This is a genomic window from Microcystis panniformis FACHB-1757 (genome assembly GCF_001264245.1).
In the GTDB taxonomy this organism is placed as follows: domain Bacteria; phylum Cyanobacteriota; class Cyanobacteriia; order Cyanobacteriales; family Microcystaceae; genus Microcystis; species Microcystis panniformis.
Genome location: NZ_CP011339.1, coordinates 3,190,700 through 3,208,536 on the forward strand (window position 1 = coordinate 3,190,700; position 17,837 = coordinate 3,208,536).

At 45.9% G+C, this 17,837-nt stretch carries 16 protein-coding genes and 1 tRNA gene; 12 read left to right on the top strand and 5 right to left on the bottom strand.

Annotated features, from left to right (window positions below):
• Position 1: 1 nt before the first annotated feature.
• The gene (locus tag VL20_RS15425) at positions 2-751 is read left to right on the top strand and encodes a class I SAM-dependent methyltransferase (protein WP_052277007.1); all 750 of its coding nucleotides are present in this window, start codon (positions 2-4) and stop codon (positions 749-751) included.
• Between the two features lie 192 nt (positions 752-943).
• Here the strand turns inward: VL20_RS15425 and VL20_RS15430 are convergent, their stop codons facing one another.
• Positions 944-4,057 (bottom strand): hybrid sensor histidine kinase/response regulator, encoded by a 3,114-nt coding sequence (locus VL20_RS15430; protein WP_052277008.1) that lies wholly within the window; start codon positions 4,055-4,057, stop codon positions 944-946.
• A gap of 106 nt (positions 4,058-4,163) precedes the next feature.
• Between VL20_RS15430 and VL20_RS15435 the strand changes: the two genes are divergently transcribed.
• Positions 4,164-4,826 (top strand): class I SAM-dependent methyltransferase, encoded by a 663-nt coding sequence (locus VL20_RS15435; protein ID WP_002788937.1) that lies wholly within the window; start codon positions 4,164-4,166, stop codon positions 4,824-4,826.
• Between the two features lie 103 nt (positions 4,827-4,929).
• On the opposite strand, the gene VL20_RS15440 is transcribed toward VL20_RS15435, so the two are convergent.
• Positions 4,930-5,016: transfer RNA gene (locus VL20_RS15440), tRNA-Ser, on the bottom strand.
• Positions 5,017-5,255: 239 nt separating this feature from the next.
• Between VL20_RS15440 and VL20_RS15445 the strand changes: the two genes are divergently transcribed.
• The 9 genes from VL20_RS15445 (at position 5,256) to psbC (ending at position 15,266) form a co-directional block, all read left to right on the top strand.
• Complete coding sequence (locus tag VL20_RS15445; RefSeq protein WP_002788939.1) at positions 5,256-6,197, top strand: homogentisate phytyltransferase; 942 nt, start codon at positions 5,256-5,258, stop codon at positions 6,195-6,197.
• Positions 6,194-8,440 (top strand): hypothetical protein, encoded by a 2,247-nt coding sequence (locus VL20_RS15450; protein WP_052277009.1) that lies wholly within the window; start codon positions 6,194-6,196, stop codon positions 8,438-8,440. Before VL20_RS15445 ends, VL20_RS15450 begins: the two co-directional genes overlap by 4 nt.
• A gap of 163 nt (positions 8,441-8,603) precedes the next feature.
• The gene (locus tag VL20_RS15455) at positions 8,604-8,972 is read left to right on the top strand and encodes a 2Fe-2S iron-sulfur cluster-binding protein (protein ID WP_052277010.1); all 369 of its coding nucleotides are present in this window, start codon (positions 8,604-8,606) and stop codon (positions 8,970-8,972) included.
• Between the two features lie 14 nt (positions 8,973-8,986).
• Entirely contained in the window at positions 8,987-9,808 is an 822-nt protein-coding gene (locus tag VL20_RS15460; protein ID WP_052277011.1) for an inositol monophosphatase family protein, read from the top strand.
• Between the two features lie 32 nt (positions 9,809-9,840).
• On the top strand, positions 9,841-10,782 hold the full coding sequence (locus VL20_RS15465; protein WP_052277012.1) for a J domain-containing protein: 942 nt from the start codon (positions 9,841-9,843) through the stop codon (positions 10,780-10,782).
• Positions 10,783-11,318: 536 nt separating this feature from the next.
• Positions 11,319-11,795, top strand: coding sequence for a YbjN domain-containing protein (locus tag VL20_RS15470; protein ID WP_012266813.1), 477 nt, complete (start codon positions 11,319-11,321; stop codon positions 11,793-11,795).
• Complete coding sequence (locus VL20_RS15475) at positions 11,758-12,519, top strand: lipoate--protein ligase family protein (RefSeq protein WP_052277013.1); 762 nt, start codon at positions 11,758-11,760, stop codon at positions 12,517-12,519. Before VL20_RS15470 ends, VL20_RS15475 begins: the two co-directional genes overlap by 38 nt.
• 325 nt (positions 12,520-12,844) lie before the next feature.
• Entirely contained in the window at positions 12,845-13,900 is a 1,056-nt protein-coding gene (psbD, locus tag VL20_RS15480) for a photosystem II D2 protein (photosystem q(a) protein) (protein WP_002737445.1), read from the top strand.
• A complete protein-coding gene (gene psbC / locus VL20_RS15485; protein ID WP_002739004.1) occupies positions 13,884-15,266 on the top strand; it encodes a photosystem II reaction center protein CP43 in 1,383 nt (460 codons plus the stop codon). Before psbD ends, psbC begins: the two co-directional genes overlap by 17 nt.
• 109 nt (positions 15,267-15,375) lie before the next feature.
• Here the strand turns inward: psbC and cobD are convergent, their stop codons facing one another.
• The 3 genes from cobD to VL20_RS15500 form a co-directional block, all read right to left on the bottom strand.
• The gene (cobD, locus tag VL20_RS15490; RefSeq protein ID WP_052277014.1) at positions 15,376-16,443 is read right to left on the bottom strand and encodes a threonine-phosphate decarboxylase CobD; all 1,068 of its coding nucleotides are present in this window, start codon (positions 16,441-16,443) and stop codon (positions 15,376-15,378) included.
• Between the two features lie 31 nt (positions 16,444-16,474).
• A complete protein-coding gene (locus tag VL20_RS15495) occupies positions 16,475-16,759 on the bottom strand; it encodes an HU family DNA-binding protein (RefSeq protein WP_002759570.1) in 285 nt (94 codons plus the stop codon).
• A 145-nt stretch (positions 16,760-16,904) separates the two neighbouring features.
• On the bottom strand, positions 16,905-17,108 hold the full coding sequence (locus VL20_RS15500) for a hypothetical protein (protein ID WP_002759569.1): 204 nt from the start codon (positions 17,106-17,108) through the stop codon (positions 16,905-16,907).
• 199 nt (positions 17,109-17,307) lie between these two features.
• On the opposite strand from VL20_RS15500, the gene VL20_RS15505 reads away from it, so the two are divergent.
• Positions 17,308-17,793, top strand: a complete 486-nt coding sequence (locus tag VL20_RS15505) for a DUF4168 domain-containing protein (RefSeq protein ID WP_052277016.1) — start codon at positions 17,308-17,310, stop codon at positions 17,791-17,793.
• Positions 17,794-17,837 lie beyond the last annotated feature (44 nt).

Here is a 17,837-nt window from a genome sequence, read left to right on the forward strand (position 1 = left end):
GATGCTGTTTAAGCAAAAATTTTTCTTAATTGTCTCGTTTCTAATAGTGGTTTTTTGCGGTTTCGGATTATTAAATCTTACCTACGATGCTTCAGTTTTAGCACCGCAGCAATATTATCAGATTCGATCGCTTCATAGTCGCGATGGTATCGGTAAATTTTATCTAGGACGGGAAATCGCTAAAGTCATGGGACACCAAGAAATGTTATGGTTAGAACGTCCTAGTCGCCGTTTCACAGAAAAACCCGATGATCTGATCACCGCACTACATTTAAAACCCACAGACCTGGTGGCAGATATCGGCGCGGGGACAGGTTATTTTAGTTTTCCTATGGCGAATTTAGTCGCACAAGTTTTCGCCGTCGATGTGCAACCGGAAATGTTAGGGGCAATTGATTTTTTAGCCGAGGAAAACCAAGTTAAGAATGTCACCACAATTCTCGGGACAGAAACCGATCCCAAATTGCCTATAAATGCGATCGATTTAGCTTTAATGGTCGATGCTTATCACGAGTTTTCCTGTCCCCGCGAGATGATGGAGAATCTGGTCAAATCCTTAAAACCCGATGGTAGGGTGGTATTAGTAGAATACCGTCGTGAAAATCCCCTGATTCCCATCAAGGCCCTTCATAAAATGACCCGCAGACAGGTAGAAAAAGAAATGGCCGCTATCGGTTTAGTGCCAGAAGAAATCATCGAGACTTTGCCCCAACAACATTTAATGATTTTTCGGAAAACAAATTCAAATTAGCAAGTTAAGTAGGTAGGCGTTAAAAATTATCAGATGCCCCCCTTATCAAGGGGGGACTAAGGGGGGATCGGCACCCCCTTATCAAGGGAGATCCCCCCGCCTACCGGCACCCCCCTTATCAAGGGGGGACTAAGGGGGGATCGAACCTAAAATCCATTTTTAATTTAATTATAACCAGCTACTTAACCCAAGCTAATCCGCGGGACTTTCTTTTTGGATTAACACCTCACCAGCGATTAAACGTTGGGCTGCCGACAGTAAAACATCCTCAATATAGGGCTTGACAAAATAACCTTTTGCCCCTTTAGCGGCGGCGAGATGCTGCATTTTTTGCGACCCTCGCGAGGTAATCATCGCTACTGGTATCCCTTGAAGTTGTTCATCCTCTTGCAGACGAGAGAGCAATTCTAACCCATTCAGGCGAGGCATTTCCAGATCGCAGAGAATCAGATCACAAGCTAATCCAGCCCGTAATTTTTCCCATGCTTCTAAACCGTCTCGGGCCTTTTCAATGCGATAACCAGCTTTAACCAAAGAAATCGCTAACATTTCCCGCGCCGTTACCGAATCATCGACAATCAAGACCCGAGGAGTCGATTGTGCAAAGAAATTAGCGGGATTACTGTCAATCATCGTTGTATCCGTGGATAAAGACCGATTAGAAGTCGCTTTAATACTATTAGCTAGTAACACTTCCCCCGCAATCATTCTTTCAGCCGCCGAGAGTAAATCTCTTTCCGTGTAGGGCTTGGTAAAATAACCACTAGCTCCTAATGTCGCCGCCACCTGACGATGACGTTCCGCTCCTCGGGAAGTCAATAAAGCCACGGGAATCGACGCTAATCGGGGGTCTTTTCGCAAATTATAGAGTAATTCTAGGCCATTCATGCGGGGCATCTCGATATCGCAGAAAACGATATCACAGGGCAAACCGCTGCGTAATTTTTCCCAAGCTTCTTGACCATCCCGGGCCTGTTCCACACGATAACCGGCTTTACTAAAGCTTAAAGAGAGCAATTCCAGGACAGTAATCGAATCATCGACAATCAGAACCATAGCCTCCGATTTTTGGCTAGTTTCCACCGCTACGGGAGGGACAGGTTGGCGCCAAAGACCACCGTTATCGGTACGCAGACGACCCCTGGCGATGTCAATTAACTCTAACACATCGCCGATCGGCATCACCGTACCATCCCCCAAAACCGTCGCCCCAGCAATCCCAGCCGTTTTCGGAATCGGTCCTTCGATCTGTTTGATGACGATTTCCAGTTCACCGATCACTTGATCCACCTGTACTGCGAGGAGATTATTACCACCGCGCAGGATCACGATCGAAAAAGAGTCTTCCTCCTGTTTGCCAGTATAAAAACTACCGCGACTTAGTTGCCGATTGTAGGAAAGCAATTCGCTCAAGGGTTGGAAGGGTAGTAAAGTATTTTGCCAGAAAACGCAGCGCCGTCCCTCCCGATCGATTTGCATCTCGCTGGCCCGGAAATCCTTCATATCTTCCACTCCGTCCATAGAGAAACCGATGCGCGCATGATTACTAACACAACAGAGGGCCTTACAGATAGTCAGGGTTAGGGGTAAACGGAGCGTAAAAGTGCTTCCTTTGCCCAGTACCGAGTCAATAGTAACGGTCCCGCGCACATCGATTAAACTGGTCCGCACCACATCTAAACCCACCCCACGACCGGAAAAATCATCGGCCTGATCTTTGGTACTAAAACCGGGGTGAAAGAGGAGTTCATAGACTTCTTGGGGACTGAGGTGTTCAGCTTCCTGAGCGCCGATCAGGCCTTTTTTGATCGCCTTGCCTTTCACCTGATCAGCATCAATACCGGCCCCATCATCACTAACGGTGATCACGGTTTGATTACCCTGTAGGAATGCCCCCACAGAGATGGTACCGAGGGCGGGTTTCCCTTTGGCCAGGCGTTCTTGGGGTGATTCAATGCCGTGGGTGATCGCATTGTTGACCAAATGGGTCATGGGACTATTGAGATGTTCGAGGATCATCTTATCGATGAGAACATCACCCCCTTCCACTTTTAATTTGGCTTGTTTATCGAGTTTCAGGGAAATATCCCGAATTGCCCGGGGTAGGCGATCGGCAGTTTGACTAAAGGGAACCATGCGCGATTTGGTCATCCCTTCCTGTAGTTGAGTGGTGGCCTGTCGCAGACTGTGCGTCACCTGATCGGTTTCATCGACGACAAATTGAAGATCAGAGGCCGATTCTCGCACTCGTACGATCAATTCGATCATCTCTTGGGATAATAAATGGAAATCGGTAAAACGGTCGATCTCTAGGGCATCTAGTTGACCGTCCATGGACGAATCCCCCTGATTTTCTCCCTGAACTCTACCGTAACCGATGGCACCACCGTAATTGCGACTAGCCAGTAAAGCCCCTTCTAGGAGGCTTCTTTCATAGAGATCCTGCATCCGAATGCCCACATCCCCCAGATGTTGGACGCAGGTTAGCAAATTATCTAAAAAGAGACGCAGGCGATCCTGTTCCTCTTCCAGGCGATTGCGTTTAACCACCAGTTCCCCGATCAGATTGCTGAGGTTATCCAATTGTTTGATCGGCACCCGCATCGTCTGTTCAAAAGCTTTACTGACAAGGGGACGCAGGTTTTTTGACCCGACTGGTGAACTGACACTGGCCGCCGGATTTGCTGCCATCACCTGATTGGTTTCTTCGAGGAGTTTTTCTAAATCCTTGAATTCATCCTCTAGGAGGCTTTCTGGGGCAATTTCCAGTGATTCTAACCCTGTCAGAGGTTCCACCGCCGCCACCGGGTCCACTGCTGGGGATTCCCAGAGAAGGACCTCTAGGGATTCAAAGATGTCTGGTAGTGGCGGTTGCGCCGGTGGCGTGGGTTTTTCCAGAAAAGCTTCTAAGTCTTCGAGGCTGTCGTAAAAATTAGGGTGGCTGATGGCTATAATTGCTTCTGAGTCTGGAACTGCTGCATCTTCTAGCAGCAGAGATGCGAGATCATCCCCATCTTCCAGTTCCGCCTTGGCAGCTGGCTCACGGGTAGAATAAAGATTATTAGTCGGGGCATCTTTCCAATTGATGCTATCGCCAAACAGTTCCTCTAATTCCCTTTCCGAGGTCAAGGAAGACGGGGTTTGGCTAAGAGAGTCCCCAGATCTGGCTGCTGGAGAGGGACTCTGCTCCAATAAAAAGCTGAGTTCGTCTAGAGCCTCATTACCGTCGGCGTCTTTGTCTTCTAAACTCTCTAACAACTGTTCGCTATCTTCGTTAAAGAGATGATCCGAGTCGGGTTTCATCATGATTTGCTTCCTGCCAAGTCTTCCTTTTTGGTTAACCAATACGGTCTCTCTAGCTTCAGATTACCCAGAATTTTACTCGATAACTCTATCCTTTAGCAATTTTTTTATGGCTAATCAAACTCTTGGACTCGATCAACAATTTTACTCCTATTATCAATCTATCTGTCTGCGAGAATCTCCGATTTTAGCTCAATTACGTCAAGAAACTGCCTCTCAACCCCTGGCAGTCATGCAGATTGCCCCCGAACAAGGTCAGTTTATGGCTTTTTTGGTACAGGCGATCGGGGCGAAAAAAGCCCTAGAAATAGGGGTTTTTACTGGTTATAGTTCTCTAGTGGTGGCCTTAGCTTTACCCCCAGAAGGCAAGCTGATCGCCTGTGATCTTAGCGAAGAATATACCAGTATAGCCCGCCGTTATTGGCAGCAGGCCGGTGTCGCCGCTAAAATCGATTTAAGAATTGCTCCGGCCCTGGAGACTTTAGATCAATTAATCGCCGGGGGAGAAGGTAATAGTTTTGATTTTGTCTTTATCGATGCCGATAAAAGTAATTATGATCCCTACTACGAACGGGCTTTACAATTGGTTAGAAGCGGCGGAATTATCGCTATCGATAATGTTTTTTGGTCGGGACGGGTAGCGGCGGCCGATAGCACCGATAATCGCACCAAAATTATCCGTTCACTTAATGCCAAAATTCAGCAGGATGAACGGGTCAATATCAGTATTATTCCTATTGGTGATGGGTTGACCCTGGCCATGAAAAAGTGAAGAAGTTGGCGAGATTAGAAAAGCTTTTGCTCTTGCGGAAACCACCCAGGACAACGCTACATCCTTTAAGCTCCTTAACGACAGCACTAAGTTATCAGTTCAACGGAGAGGGTGGGATTTGAACCCACGTTAGGTGTTACCCTAAAGCAGATTTCGAGTCTGCCGCATTCAACCACTCTGCCACCTCTCCACAGGGTTTGAGTCTGGATTATCATTTTAACAGATTACTTCCCCTAGTATTGATTTTTTTTGATAGACCTCTTGCATAATCTATTTTTGAGGGTTTAAAAACGTCAAAAATAAGGATTAAGTGGCATAAAATATCTAAATAGACCATTTAATCGATTATTATTCATTATTGATTCTCCTGACTACTGACGACCGACTCCTCAGCAACCATAACAATTTTTGATTTTTACCGGAGGTCTGATGAATCAAGCTCCTTTTCTTCCAGTTAACCATCCCCAGCCTAACTTTCTCCACTGGTTAGGGAGTCTCTGGAAATTTTCCCGTCCCCATACGATTATCGGCACTTCTTTAAGTGTTTTAAGTCTGTATTTAATTGCTTTAGGCAATATTAGCGATTTTTTTAGCCATTGGTCGGTTTTATTGCTCACTTGGACTGCTTGTCTTGCGGGTAATGTCTATATCGTCGGTTTAAATCAGTTGGAAGACATCGACATCGATAAAATCAATAAACCCCATCTTCCCCTCGCCAAGGGCGAATTTTCTCGGTTGACAGGCGGATTAATCGTGGGTTTTAGCGGTATTTTAGCAATTATACTGGCTTTTATCGGTGGTTTTTGGCTGTTAATCACCGTGGGGATTAGTTTACTCATCGGTACTGCCTATTCCTTGCCACCAGTGCGTTTAAAACGCTTTCCCCTCTGGTCCGCCTTCTGTATTTTTACCGTCCGGGGTGTCATCGTCAATTTAGGTCTTTTTCGCCACTACAACACAGTTATCAATCAAAATCAGTCTATCTATCCCTCGGTCTGGGTTTTAACAGCTTTTGTTCTTGTTTTCACCGTTGCGATCGCTATTTTCAAGGATGTTCCTGACCTAGAAGGCGATCGCATTTACCAAATTACCACTTTTACCCTGCTTCTCGGTCCTCAAAAAATCTTAACAATTTCCCTCTTGACAATTTCCCTATGTTATGCGGGGATGATTGCAGTCGGTCTCTTGGGGATAAACGGAATTAATTCTTCTCTGGCCATTGTCGCCCATCTGCTCCTACTTGTTCTTCTTTGGTGGCGTAGTCGCGGAGTAAATTTAGAAGATAAAAGCGAAATCAGCCAATTCTACCAATTTATTTGGAAATTATTCTTCCTAGAATACCTGATATTTCCCCTCGCTTGTTTAATATGAAAATATCTCCTTTTTTAGCGGCCATTCCCTTACTTTTGCTAGGTGGTACAAGCGCACCTAGTCAAGAAACCATCGATCCGCAATTATTAACCGGCAACCTTCGTTTAACCCTGAAAAATGGTGTTTGGAAACTGTGGCAAGATCAACCCGTTTATCAAAATCTTACCCTAGATTTAAGCTGTGATCACGCTGTTTGTCAGCCGTCGGTGTGGGGATACGCGCTCAAATTCAATAAAGAAGTGGATCACCAAGGTACGGTAAAAGCGATTAAATTAGACAATGCTTGGCGATTACAGGTGAAAATGAACATTCAAACTCACCCTTGGCAAGGGGAAGTCAGGGAAGCTATCTATAATATCGAAATTGTCCCCTACCAAGACCAACTTATCGGCAGTTATCAAGGCACTTTAGGGGGAAGAAGACTACAAAACCAAGTTAATGGCACAATTTCCCCTTTTTGGCCTAATCCTGTTCCTAATCACCAACCCCTACAACCGCGAGAACATCCCCGTTTAATCTTTCGCAAGTCAGAATTAACTAATCTCAGAGAAAAAGCGAAAACTCCCATCGGTCAAACTATTATCGCCCAATTAAACAACAGTTTACAAGAAAAAATTTATTACGATGGTTATGTGCCTAATGGGGGTTATCATGCCACAGGTCATTGTTTTTTAGCAATTTTAAATCAAGATAGAAAATCAGCAGAAATCGCCTGGGAAATTATCGAAAAAACCCGTAAAAATCGGGGAAGGAGAATCTTAGAACAAGCGCCAATTGTTGCTGGAGTCGCTCTCGCCTACGATCTTTGTTATGATCTTTGGGGAGAAAAGCGCCAACAGGAAATCACTCGCTGGTTATTCAGTGAAAGTAAAAAACTTCTCAGTGGTTTACCCAAAGATGGATGGAATGGAAACGCAGTTAGTAACTGGAATGCGCGGGCCAGAGGTGCGGCAGGATTAGCTAGTTTAGCGATTCTCAAAGAAGATGTACCACCCGATTCTCTCTATTCTCCCTCGGCACAGGTGGAAATGGCCAAACGTCACATCGAACGCTATTTTACCACAGCGATCGGCGATCGAGGATTTGGCACAGAAGGAGATTTATACACCACCGAACCCATGGTTCTCACTGTTTTTCCTTTTCTGCAAGGCTATCGAAATAGTCTCGGATTAGACTTAGTAACTGGTTCCTCGGCAGCCCAATTAATCCCCCATTATTTAACCAGAATTGTCCCTAAAAATGGTCAATTATTGATTCCTGCTTATGGCAGACATCAGATGTTTGTAGGGGTATCTTTATTAACTATCGGATTGGGAATTACCGATAAATCATGGCTACCAGCAATAAAATGGCGATTACAAGGTCAAGAAAAACAACTTTTTCACCCTCATTATCCCCATATTGCCCCTTTTCTTCTCGCTGGTTATCCATCTAATCTTACTTCCGAAAATCCCGAGCGCCAACTTTCCAGGGTTTTAGTTGATCAACAAAAGGGATTTTATGCTTTTCGTAATCGCTGGCAAAATGAAGAGGATTTTGTCGCTAGTATCTATCTCAAACAGCAACCTTTTGTGGGGGGATGGTCTTTTCCCGATGTCGCTAGTGTGAGAATTTGGGGATTAGGAGGACATTGGGCGAGTTTTGAGGGGTCAAAAGGCGACTGGAACTCGGAAAATACAGTTATTTTCCCGAAAACACCGCCTTGGCGACAGGCAAAACCGATATCTTTTCAATCTAGTCCCGATGGTTCGGGAGTAATTAGGTTAAAAACTGATAAAATCAGGGTTAAAGGGGCTGAACCACCCGCAGGAGTCGCTCTAGTTCGCTCTTTCGCCGTCGATTACAGTCTGTCCTCCGGTTCCCCCGGATTATTCGTCTTGATGGATAAATTATTAGGTAAAGTCGATCAACCAGAATTTATTAATAAAACTTGGGTGATGAATACCCAGGGAAATGTCATTCTAGGAAAAAATAGTTTTACTATCACTCAAAATGGGGCAAATATGCGGGGAACTTTTATCACTCCCGTGACTTTAAAAGTCGAGAAAACTAATACAGGTGAGCGCATTTTAGCCACGGGTAGCGAGGAGTTTTTTCTGGTGATGACCGTACAGAAAAGTCGTCCCCCAGCAGTTAAAATTATCGGTAAGGGATTAGATTCTATCGTACAAATTGGCTCCCAGGAAATCTCAATTATCGACGGTGCAGTTAGATTAAAAGAGATCAAGTTTCAAGAGCCATAAAAATTGGCAATTGAACCCAAAAAGTCAACAGTTGTCAAGGATAATTGTAAAGATGATGACTATTTTAGCAATTATTGATGATATAATTGAGACGGCTGACTAAAATAGCCCCTAAATTTAGAACTATCTAGAATTGCATCTATAATTTCTGGCTAACTAAACTATGACTAAATATTATCAAATCACCGTTCACAATCGTCAGACCGGCGAAAAAATTACCACCACCGTTCCCGAGGATAACTATATACTGCAAAGTCTGGAAAAACAGGGTCATCAATTACCCTTTTCCTGTCGTAATGGAGCTTGTACCAGCTGCGCGGTCAGGGTATTATCGGGAGATATCCACCAACCAGAAGCGATCGGACTATCACCAGAATTAAAAGCCAGAGGTTATGCTTTACTTTGTGTCAGTTATGCTCGTGGCGATATGGAAGTAGCCACCCAAGACGAAGATGAAGTCTATGAATTGCAATTCGGTCGCTTTTTTGCCCGTGGAAAAGTGCGTTTTGGTTTACCCTTAGATGAAGAATAGATTAGGGATTAATCGTGCCAGATACCAGCAGCCAATTAGAAAAATACCTAGACATTGCCAGCGAAGCCGCCCTAGCGGCGGGAACAATTATCCTCGATAATTGGGGTAAAATTGAGAAAATAGAAGAAAAAGGACGATCGGGCGATTTAGTGACGGAAATAGATCGTCGAGCAGAAACAGAAATTCTCAAAATTATTGGCCGTCACTTTCCCAAACACGGGATTTTAGCGGAAGAATCGGGAAAACTGCCAGGGACGGATAGCGAGTATCTCTGGGCGATCGATCCTCTCGATGGAACCACCAACTATGCCCACGGTTATCCCGTATCCGTCGTCTCCATCGGACTACTGATCGCAGGGATAGCAGCAGTGGGAGTCATCTATAACCCCTTTAGAAAGGAACTATTTCGGGCTGCCAGGGGTTTGGGGGCAACCCTGAACCGTCGTCCCATCCATGTCTCCCGGACGAGTGAACTAGAAAAAAGTTTACTGGTGACGGGTTTTGCCTATGATCGCTGTCAAACCTCCGATAATAATTATGCCGAATTCTGTTATCTGACCCATCTGACCCAAGGAGTACGCCGCAGCGGTTCTGCTGCCAAAGACTTAACCGATGTGGCCTGTGGGCGCTTAGATGGTTATTGGGAACGAGGGATTAATCCCTGGGATCTGGCTGCGGGAATTATTCTGATCGAAGAAGCTGGCGGTAAAATTAGCGCCTACGATGAGAGTCCTTTTCTGATGGAAACGGGGCGAATTCTGGCCACTAACGGACACATTCACACCCCCTTAAGCCAGGCTCTGCAAAAAGCTGCCTCTTGGAGTTTTCAGTTTTAATGGGATTATCATTTTAGAGTAGGGTCTGCTGTATGCCTTTTCCAATTTCCCAGGGATTATTTCAATTTGATTTAATCGATCACTTCGCTGTTTTAGGAGTCTCGATCGATGCCGAACATGAGGCGATTCGCGAGCGTTACTTAAAAATCGCCTATAAACTTCACCCCGATACCTGTCGCCTTTACACCCCCGCCGAAAGGGAACAGGCTCATCAGTTACTCGCCAAATTAGTTAACCCCGCCTACGAACATCTGGGCCGCGACCTATCTCGGGAAGAATTACGCCTTGTTTTAACACAAATTGGCAAGGCAATGGCGAGGGATTCGGGTAAAATCACCATCAATAGCGAACCAGCTAGAAAACTAGCCCAGTCCACCGCTAACTATGAATTAGCCTATCAAAAAATCCTGCAATCTTTGGCGATCGATCAATATACCGCCCTGGAAAATACCTATCAGAAAATCGCCCAACTCAGTGAACTCAATCTGGTTTATCTGATGTTAACCGAAGGTCAGGGCAACAAGAAAACTACCCCGAAAGTCTTTATCTCCCAAGGCAATCCTCGCCAGTCCGAGTTAGTGGTCGCGGCTACCACCACGGCAGCCCCAGCTAAAGCCAAGGAATCGCCCTTAGAAGCCTATATTCGCCGCGCCCAAGCCTCTCTTGACCAAAATAACCCCGCCCAAGCTTTGCGAGAATTGCGCGATGCCCTACGGGAAGAACCAGATAATAGCATCTGTCACGCCCTGCTCGGTTTAGCCTACCTGCGACAAAATCAACTCTCCATGGCCCGGGTTCATATCAATCGCGCCTGGCAAGTCAGCCCCAAAGATGCGACGGTGATTAGGTGCAAACGGGAACTGGATAAAGTAGTTAATCTTAATACTGAAATGGAAGACCAGAAGGGACAAAAAAAGGAAGGGAATCCTAAGAGCGGTTTTTGGTCCCTATTTGGTGGTAAAAAGAATAACTAGCTCAAACCATAACGGTATAAGCCTGATACCAAATCGTCATTTTAACCCGCCTGTTACCCACGCAGGTAACAGGAGAAAAGAAAAGATCAGCCCGAGACTCAAGCTCAAACTAGACAGACAAAACAGCTTACCCTGATCAGTAAGTGGGTGGGTGGAATTAAATATAAGATGAACGTAGGTTGGGTTGAAGCATGAAACCCAACGCCCGCATAGTTTACGCTACCGCTAACCCATCCTACAAATAATTGTGCCTCCCTACTTAATAATAATTAAGCTTTTTGCTTAAGTTGACACCAATGACCGCCGGCGCCCAAAATGTCATTTATCTTCTGTCAAGGTGGGTTAGGTAAAATGAGAAAAAAGTTCTGAAACCCTTATATAGAGAATGGTTAAGCCGTTGTCTTTTCGCTGTTTACTGTTTGCTGTTTACTAATCACAGGAAAAAAGCTCCCCACTCGGCTCTTCTATGTCTGTTTTGTTACTTTTTTCTTTTCTCTTGGGATAAGATTGTGATCGATCGAGTTTAGGGAATTTTTATGACCACGGAAAGTTTAGCGACTTCAGAAGCAATAGAGTCAATGACCGATGAATTTCTGGCTAGTACGAGCAGTCACCAAGAAATGATTGAAATGGTTATTTCTACTCTGCAGCAGAATGATACTGCTATGGTACAACATACAGAAAAAGGTTATCTTTGGAAGTTTCAGTATGGTAGCGTTGAGGTATTTGTACAGTTAACTGGGGAAAGCGATGATGATTTTCTAACGGTGTGGTCTTCTGTCCTCAAATTACCCGTTAAGGATGAATTGGGATTAACTCGCAAGTTATTAGCGATGAATTGTGCCGAAACCTTTGAATCTCATTTTGCCATTATGAATGATCAGGTGGTGGTGATTTCTCAGCGTACGGTGGCCGATTTGTCTGCTGGGGAGATTTCGCGAGCAATTACTCTCGTGGCGACGGTAGCAGATAATAATGATGAAATGTTACGAGAATCCTTTGGTGGCAGCTAAAATTTGGCGTTATATCCCTCCAATTATCTCATCGGCAGAGAAACAAATGGCGATCGATTCTTGGTTACTAGAGCAACACCGTTGTGGTGATCATCCCCCGACTCTGCGTTTTTATCAATGGTCGCCCCCGGCTATTTCCTTGGGCTATCATCAACGGCAATATCCCGATTTTTGGCGTGATTTGACTTGGCAAGGTCAAAAAATCTCCCTAGTTCGTCGTCCTACCGGTGGACGGGCTGTACTACATCAGGGGGATTTGACTTATATGGTGATAAATTCGGGGATGAAGGGGAATATTAGGAAAGTTTACTGTCAAATCTGTCGATTTTTAATCACAGGCTGGCAAAATCTCGGTCTAGAATTGTCCTACGGTGCTGCCGGCCGGGGATATATCCATTCTGCTAACTGTTTCGGTACGGCTACTGGTGCGGATTTAGTCGATAATTGGGGAAATAAATTTATTGGGAGCGCGCAACTGCAACGGGGTTCCTCGGTTCTCCAACATGGTTCGATGGTGCTAGAGCAGGATAATTCGCTGTTTGAGCAAGTTTTCGCCAGTGCTGCCCCTCAAAAGCTCAATTTAGCCCCAGATTTGACCCTACAGACAATTATCGCTACCCTGAAAACCGCCGCCGAGAAATGCTTTGATTGTCAATTGCTAGAGCAACCCCTAGAGGATTGGGAATGGCGATCAATTAAAAAAATGAATATAAATACTCATTGACAAAAAAGTTTTTGTGTGCGTAAAAAATCAATTATGAGTTAAGTTGTATAGATTTGTAATTTTTTGCTAATAATAGTTAAAGGTAGATAGAGGCCGCAAGGAACCAAAGTCTTATCGAACTCGAAATTATTGTCTAGCTTGTGCTAGTTTAAGAAACGTTAATCTTTTACAGTTTGTGAGGATTAACGAGCGATCGCAGCTAGTTTAGTTAAGCTAATCCAGTCAATCGATCGCGCCATCTTATAAGACAATGGGAGTAATCCCAGACTCAAAAAAGTTAAGAAATCTTGCCCGTGATTTCAGTTAAGCAAGAGGAAAAATACCCATGACCATTGCTGTCGGACGCGCCCCAGAAAGAGGGCTGTTTGATGCTCTCGATGACTGGCTCAAAAGAGACCGTTTCGTCTTCATCGGTTGGTCTGGTTTACTACTCTTCCCCTGCGCCTTCATGGCCCTAGGTGGATGGTTAACCGGCACCACCTTCGTCACCTCCTGGTACACCCACGGGTTAGCCAGTTCCTATCTGGAAGGCGGCAACTTCCTGACTGTGGCCGTCTCCACCCCCGCCGATGCCTTCGGTCACTCCATCCTCTTTCTCTGGGGACCGGAAGCCCAAGGTAACTTCACCCGTTGGTGTCAAATCGGCGGTTTATGGCCCTTTGTCGCTCTCCACGGTGCTTTCGGCTTGATTGGCTTCATGCTACGTCAGTTTGAAATCGCCCGTTTGGTCGGCATTCGTCCCTACAACGCCCTCGCCTTCTCTGGCCCGATTGCGGTGTTCGTCAGTGTCTTCCTGATGTACCCCCTCGGTCAGTCTAGCTGGTTCTTTGCCCCTAGCTTCGGCGTGGCTGGTATCTTCCGTTTCATTCTTTTCTTCCAAGGCTTCCACAACTGGACTCTCAACCCCTTCCACATGATGGGTGTAGCTGGTATCCTCGGTGGTGCGCTTCTCTGTGCTATTCACGGAGCGACGGTAGAAAATACCCTGTTTGAAGACGGTGAAGGTTCCAACACTTTCCGAGCTTTTGAACCCACCCAAGCGGAAGAAACCTACTCCATGGTCACTGCGAACCGTTTCTGGTCGCAAATCTTCGGCATCGCTTTCTCCAACAAACGTTGGTTACACTTCTTCATGCTCTTTGTCCCCGTGACTGGTTTATGGATGAGTGCTGTGGGTGTGGTTGGATTAGCGCTTAATCTACGGGCCTATGACTTCGTTTCTCAGGAATTGAGAGCGGCCGAAGACCCGGAATTTGAAACCTTCTACACTAAAAATATTCTGCTTAACGAAGGTCTGAGAGCTTGGATGGCTCCCCAAGACCAACCCCACGAAAACTTTATCTTCCCTGAGGAGGTTCTCCCGCGTGGTAACGCTCTCTAATATCCCTACCGCTACCGGTCGTGACCAAAGTTCCACCGGCTTCGCTTGGTGGTCCGGTAACGCTCGTCTTATCAACCTCTCCGGTAAACTGCTCGGCGCTCACGTCGCCCACGCTGGTTTAATCGTTTTCTGGGCCGGGGCAATGACCCTGTTTGAAACCGCCCACTTTATCCCCGAAAAACCGATGTACGAACAGGGTTTAATCCTGCTTCCCCACTTAGCTACCCTCGGTTTTGGGGTCGGTCCGGGTGGTGAAGTAGTCGATACCTTCCCCTACTTCGTCGCTGGTGTTCTGCACTTAATTTCTTCGGCTGTACTCGGTTTTGGTGGTATCTACCACGCTATCCGCGGACCGGAAACCCTAGAGGAATACTCTAATTTCTTCGGTTACGACTGGAAAGACAAAAACCAAATGACCAACATCATCGGTTATCACCTGATTCTCTTGGGTTGTGGTGCGCTGTTGTTGGTATTTAAAGCCATGTTCTTTGGCGGTGTCTATGATACCTGGGCCCCTGGTGGCGGTGACGTCCGCATCATCACCAATCCTACCCTCAACCCCGCAGTTATCTTTGGTTATCTGACCAAAGCTCCCTTCGGTGGCGAAGGCTGGATTATCAGCGTCAACAATATGGAAGATATCATCGGCGGTCACATCTGGATTGGCTTAATCTGTATCGCTGGCGGTATCTGGCACATTCTCACCAAACCTTTTGCTTGGGCGCGCCGCGCTTTCATCTGGTCTGGAGAAGCCTATCTGTCCTACAGCTTGGGCGCTCTTTCCATGATGGGCTTTATCGCCGCCGTTTACGTTTGGTTTAACAACACCGCCTATCCCAGTGAATTCTACGGTCCGACCGGTATGGAAGCTTCCCAAGCTCAAGCTTTCACCTTCTTGGTGCGTGACCAACGCTTAGGTGCTAACGTCGCTTCTGCCCAAGGCCCCACTGGTCTAGGTAAGTACCTGATGCGCTCTCCCACTGGTGAAATCATCTTCGGTGGTGAAACCATGCGTTTCTGGGATTTCCGCGGTCCCTGGTTAGAACCCCTCCGCGGTCCTAACGGTTTAGACCTCGACAAAATCAGAAATGACGTACAACCCTGGCAAGTACGCCGCGCGGCTGAATACATGACCCACGCTCCTTTAGGTTCCTTGAACTCTGTGGGTGGGGTTATCACTGACGTTAACTCGTTTAACTATGTGTCTCCTCGCGCTTGGTTGGCTACCTCTCACTTCACCCTCGCCTTCTTCTTCCTGATTGGACACCTCTGGCACGCTGGACGCGCTCGCGCCGCCGCCGCCGGTTTCGAGAAAGGAATTGACCGCGAGACTGAACCCGCATTGGCAATGCCTGACCTCGACTAATTTTCCTTAGTTCGATGGCAGCGGCTCCCGTCTAGTTGGCGGGAGCCTTTTTGTTGTTAATTTGCATGAGTAGAAAACGGGTTTCTCCGAGAAACCCGTTTTCTGTGCGTTACTCAACGGATTTAGTATCAGACGCGGCTAAAATACTCTCTAAAGCCGATAATAATCGTTGATTTTCTGCCGGTAAACGGACAGCGACCCGAAAATAATTGCTGCCCAATTCGCGGAAACTGAGACAATCGCGGATGAAAATTCGATGGTATTTTAATAAAGCTTCCTGTAGGGGTAAACAGGAAGATTGAGATTGTACTAAGAGGAAGTTAGCGGCACTGGTTTGGGGCTGTAATTGCGGAAAATTAGCTAATCCCTGCCATAAATCCTCGCGGGCTGCCGTTAACCAGTCCCAAGTTTGTTGTTGAAAATCCCTATCTTCAATTGCTGCAATAGCGGCAACCACAGCCAAGTTATTCACCGACCAAGGATCGCGCCATTTTTGCCATTGTAACAGGCGATCGGGATGGGCAAGGACGTATCCTAGACGTAAACCGGGGAGACTGTAAAATTTAGTTAGGGAACGCAAAATCACGAGATTAGGATATTCTGGCAACAGAGATATTAAACTCTCCTGTTGTGGCGGGGGTAAAAAATCCATAAAAGCTTCATCCACTACCACCAAACCAAATTGCGATAGATAGGGACGAATGGCCGCCACCGTCCAGAGTTTCCCCGTGGGATTGTGGGGATTATTGAGTAATAAGCCTTGTTTTTCGGGATTAACCGGCTTTAAACTGGTTAAATTTAGGGAATGTTGGCAGATTTTACCACCAAAACTTTTTAAGGCCCGTTCGTAATCATTAAAAGCGGGTTTTAGTACATAAACACTATCAAATGAGGCCAATTCTCGACCGGCCCAGGTTAATAACTCAGCCGCACCATTGCCCGGGAGAATCCAATCTGGTCCGATATTGTGCCATTGACCGAGGGCAGAACGCAACTGCCAATACGCGGGGTCAGGATAACGAGTCAGACTGGTTAAATGGCTTTTAATAGCGGTTAGGGCGCTTTCCGGCGGACCGAGGGGGTTGATACTGGCAGAAAAATCGAGAATAGAGGAAACCGGACAGCCAGCAATTGCGGCCGCCCAGTCAAGATTACCACCATGTTTAGGTCTAGGCAAAAGACTTACAGCGAACGAAACTCAACAGTAATTATTCCTTATCCGGAGCCACTCTGTCTTTAAACAGTTTACCCGCCGAGAAAGCCGGGACGCGAGTGGCCGGAATCTCCATCTTATCGCCGGTTTTTGGGTTGCGTCCTTCCCGGGCCTGACGTTCCCGGGCCTCGAAGGAACCGAATCCTACTAGGGTTACTTTGTCCCCCTCAGAAACCGCTTCGATAATGGTTTCGATGGCGGCAGTGAGAACAGCATCTGCTTGTTTTTTGGTGACAGAGGCTTTGAGAGCGATTTGATCGATTAATTCACCTTTATTCATGCGCTAACTCCTTTTTTTGCGGTTTTTCTGAGTTTAGGGTGGTTGTCAGTAGTTTATTATGGTTCCCCTGTTGAGGACTCGCCAGGATCGAGATCACTAAATAATGCCTCAAATCCTCATTGGCTATATATTCCACTGCATTATTCTAAGCGGGAATTGTCTCGATCGGAATCGCTGAAACCTTTAATTTATCTAGATTTCCCCCCAATTCCCCGCCAGGGGAGAGAAAAAAGGGAACAAGCGAGAGATTTACAGCGATATAAGCTAATAAAAAGAGATTAGATGGCGAAATTGCCGATAAATATTCTCTAAAAGCGATAGGCATCCTAACTTCCCAAAAATCGTTCATCGGTTCTCTCAAAGATTTTTGACTAATTTTGCCCCCAAAAACGTTAAAAAAGTTTACCAAAGCAATTTCTGCCCAAAAATTAAGGTTCGGGACCAGGAGATATTGGCTAGAATTGGAACTTATGATCGTTAAAAATATTCAAAAAAGCAGGATTTAACTGGAAAGTTTGCTATCATTATCTATTCAGCGACAAACTCGCATGGTGATTTACTGCTATCCCCTAGCCGATCTAGGTCAAAGCTTAAGACGTTCTTTTATTGTGACTTTTTTGGCAGTAATCGCCATTCTTGGCGGTGTGATTCCCGAATTTTCTTGGACGACGGAGGTGGTTAGTTTTCAGTCTTCCGCTTATACTCAAGATTTTACGGCTGACCAAATCAAACGTTATGCCAAAGCAGTTTTGTGGATCGAAACCGAAAGAAAAGAAGCTTATCAGGCAATTTCGCAAATTTTAGGGAAAAGTCCCCCAGCAATTACCTGTAACCAACGGGAAAGCTTTAATAATCTTCCAGCTAATGCCCAAAGAATTGCCGTAGATTATTGTAATAAATCAAAAAAGATTGTCCAAGATAATGGCTTCACCGCCGCTCAATTTAACGCCATTACTAACCGGATTAGTAGCGATGATAACTTGAGACGACAGGTGCAAAATGAGATGATTCGTCTGCAGCGGGAAAATAAATAGGGTTCTTCGTTACTTGGTATGGTTCGATAGGGGGGCATAAATCG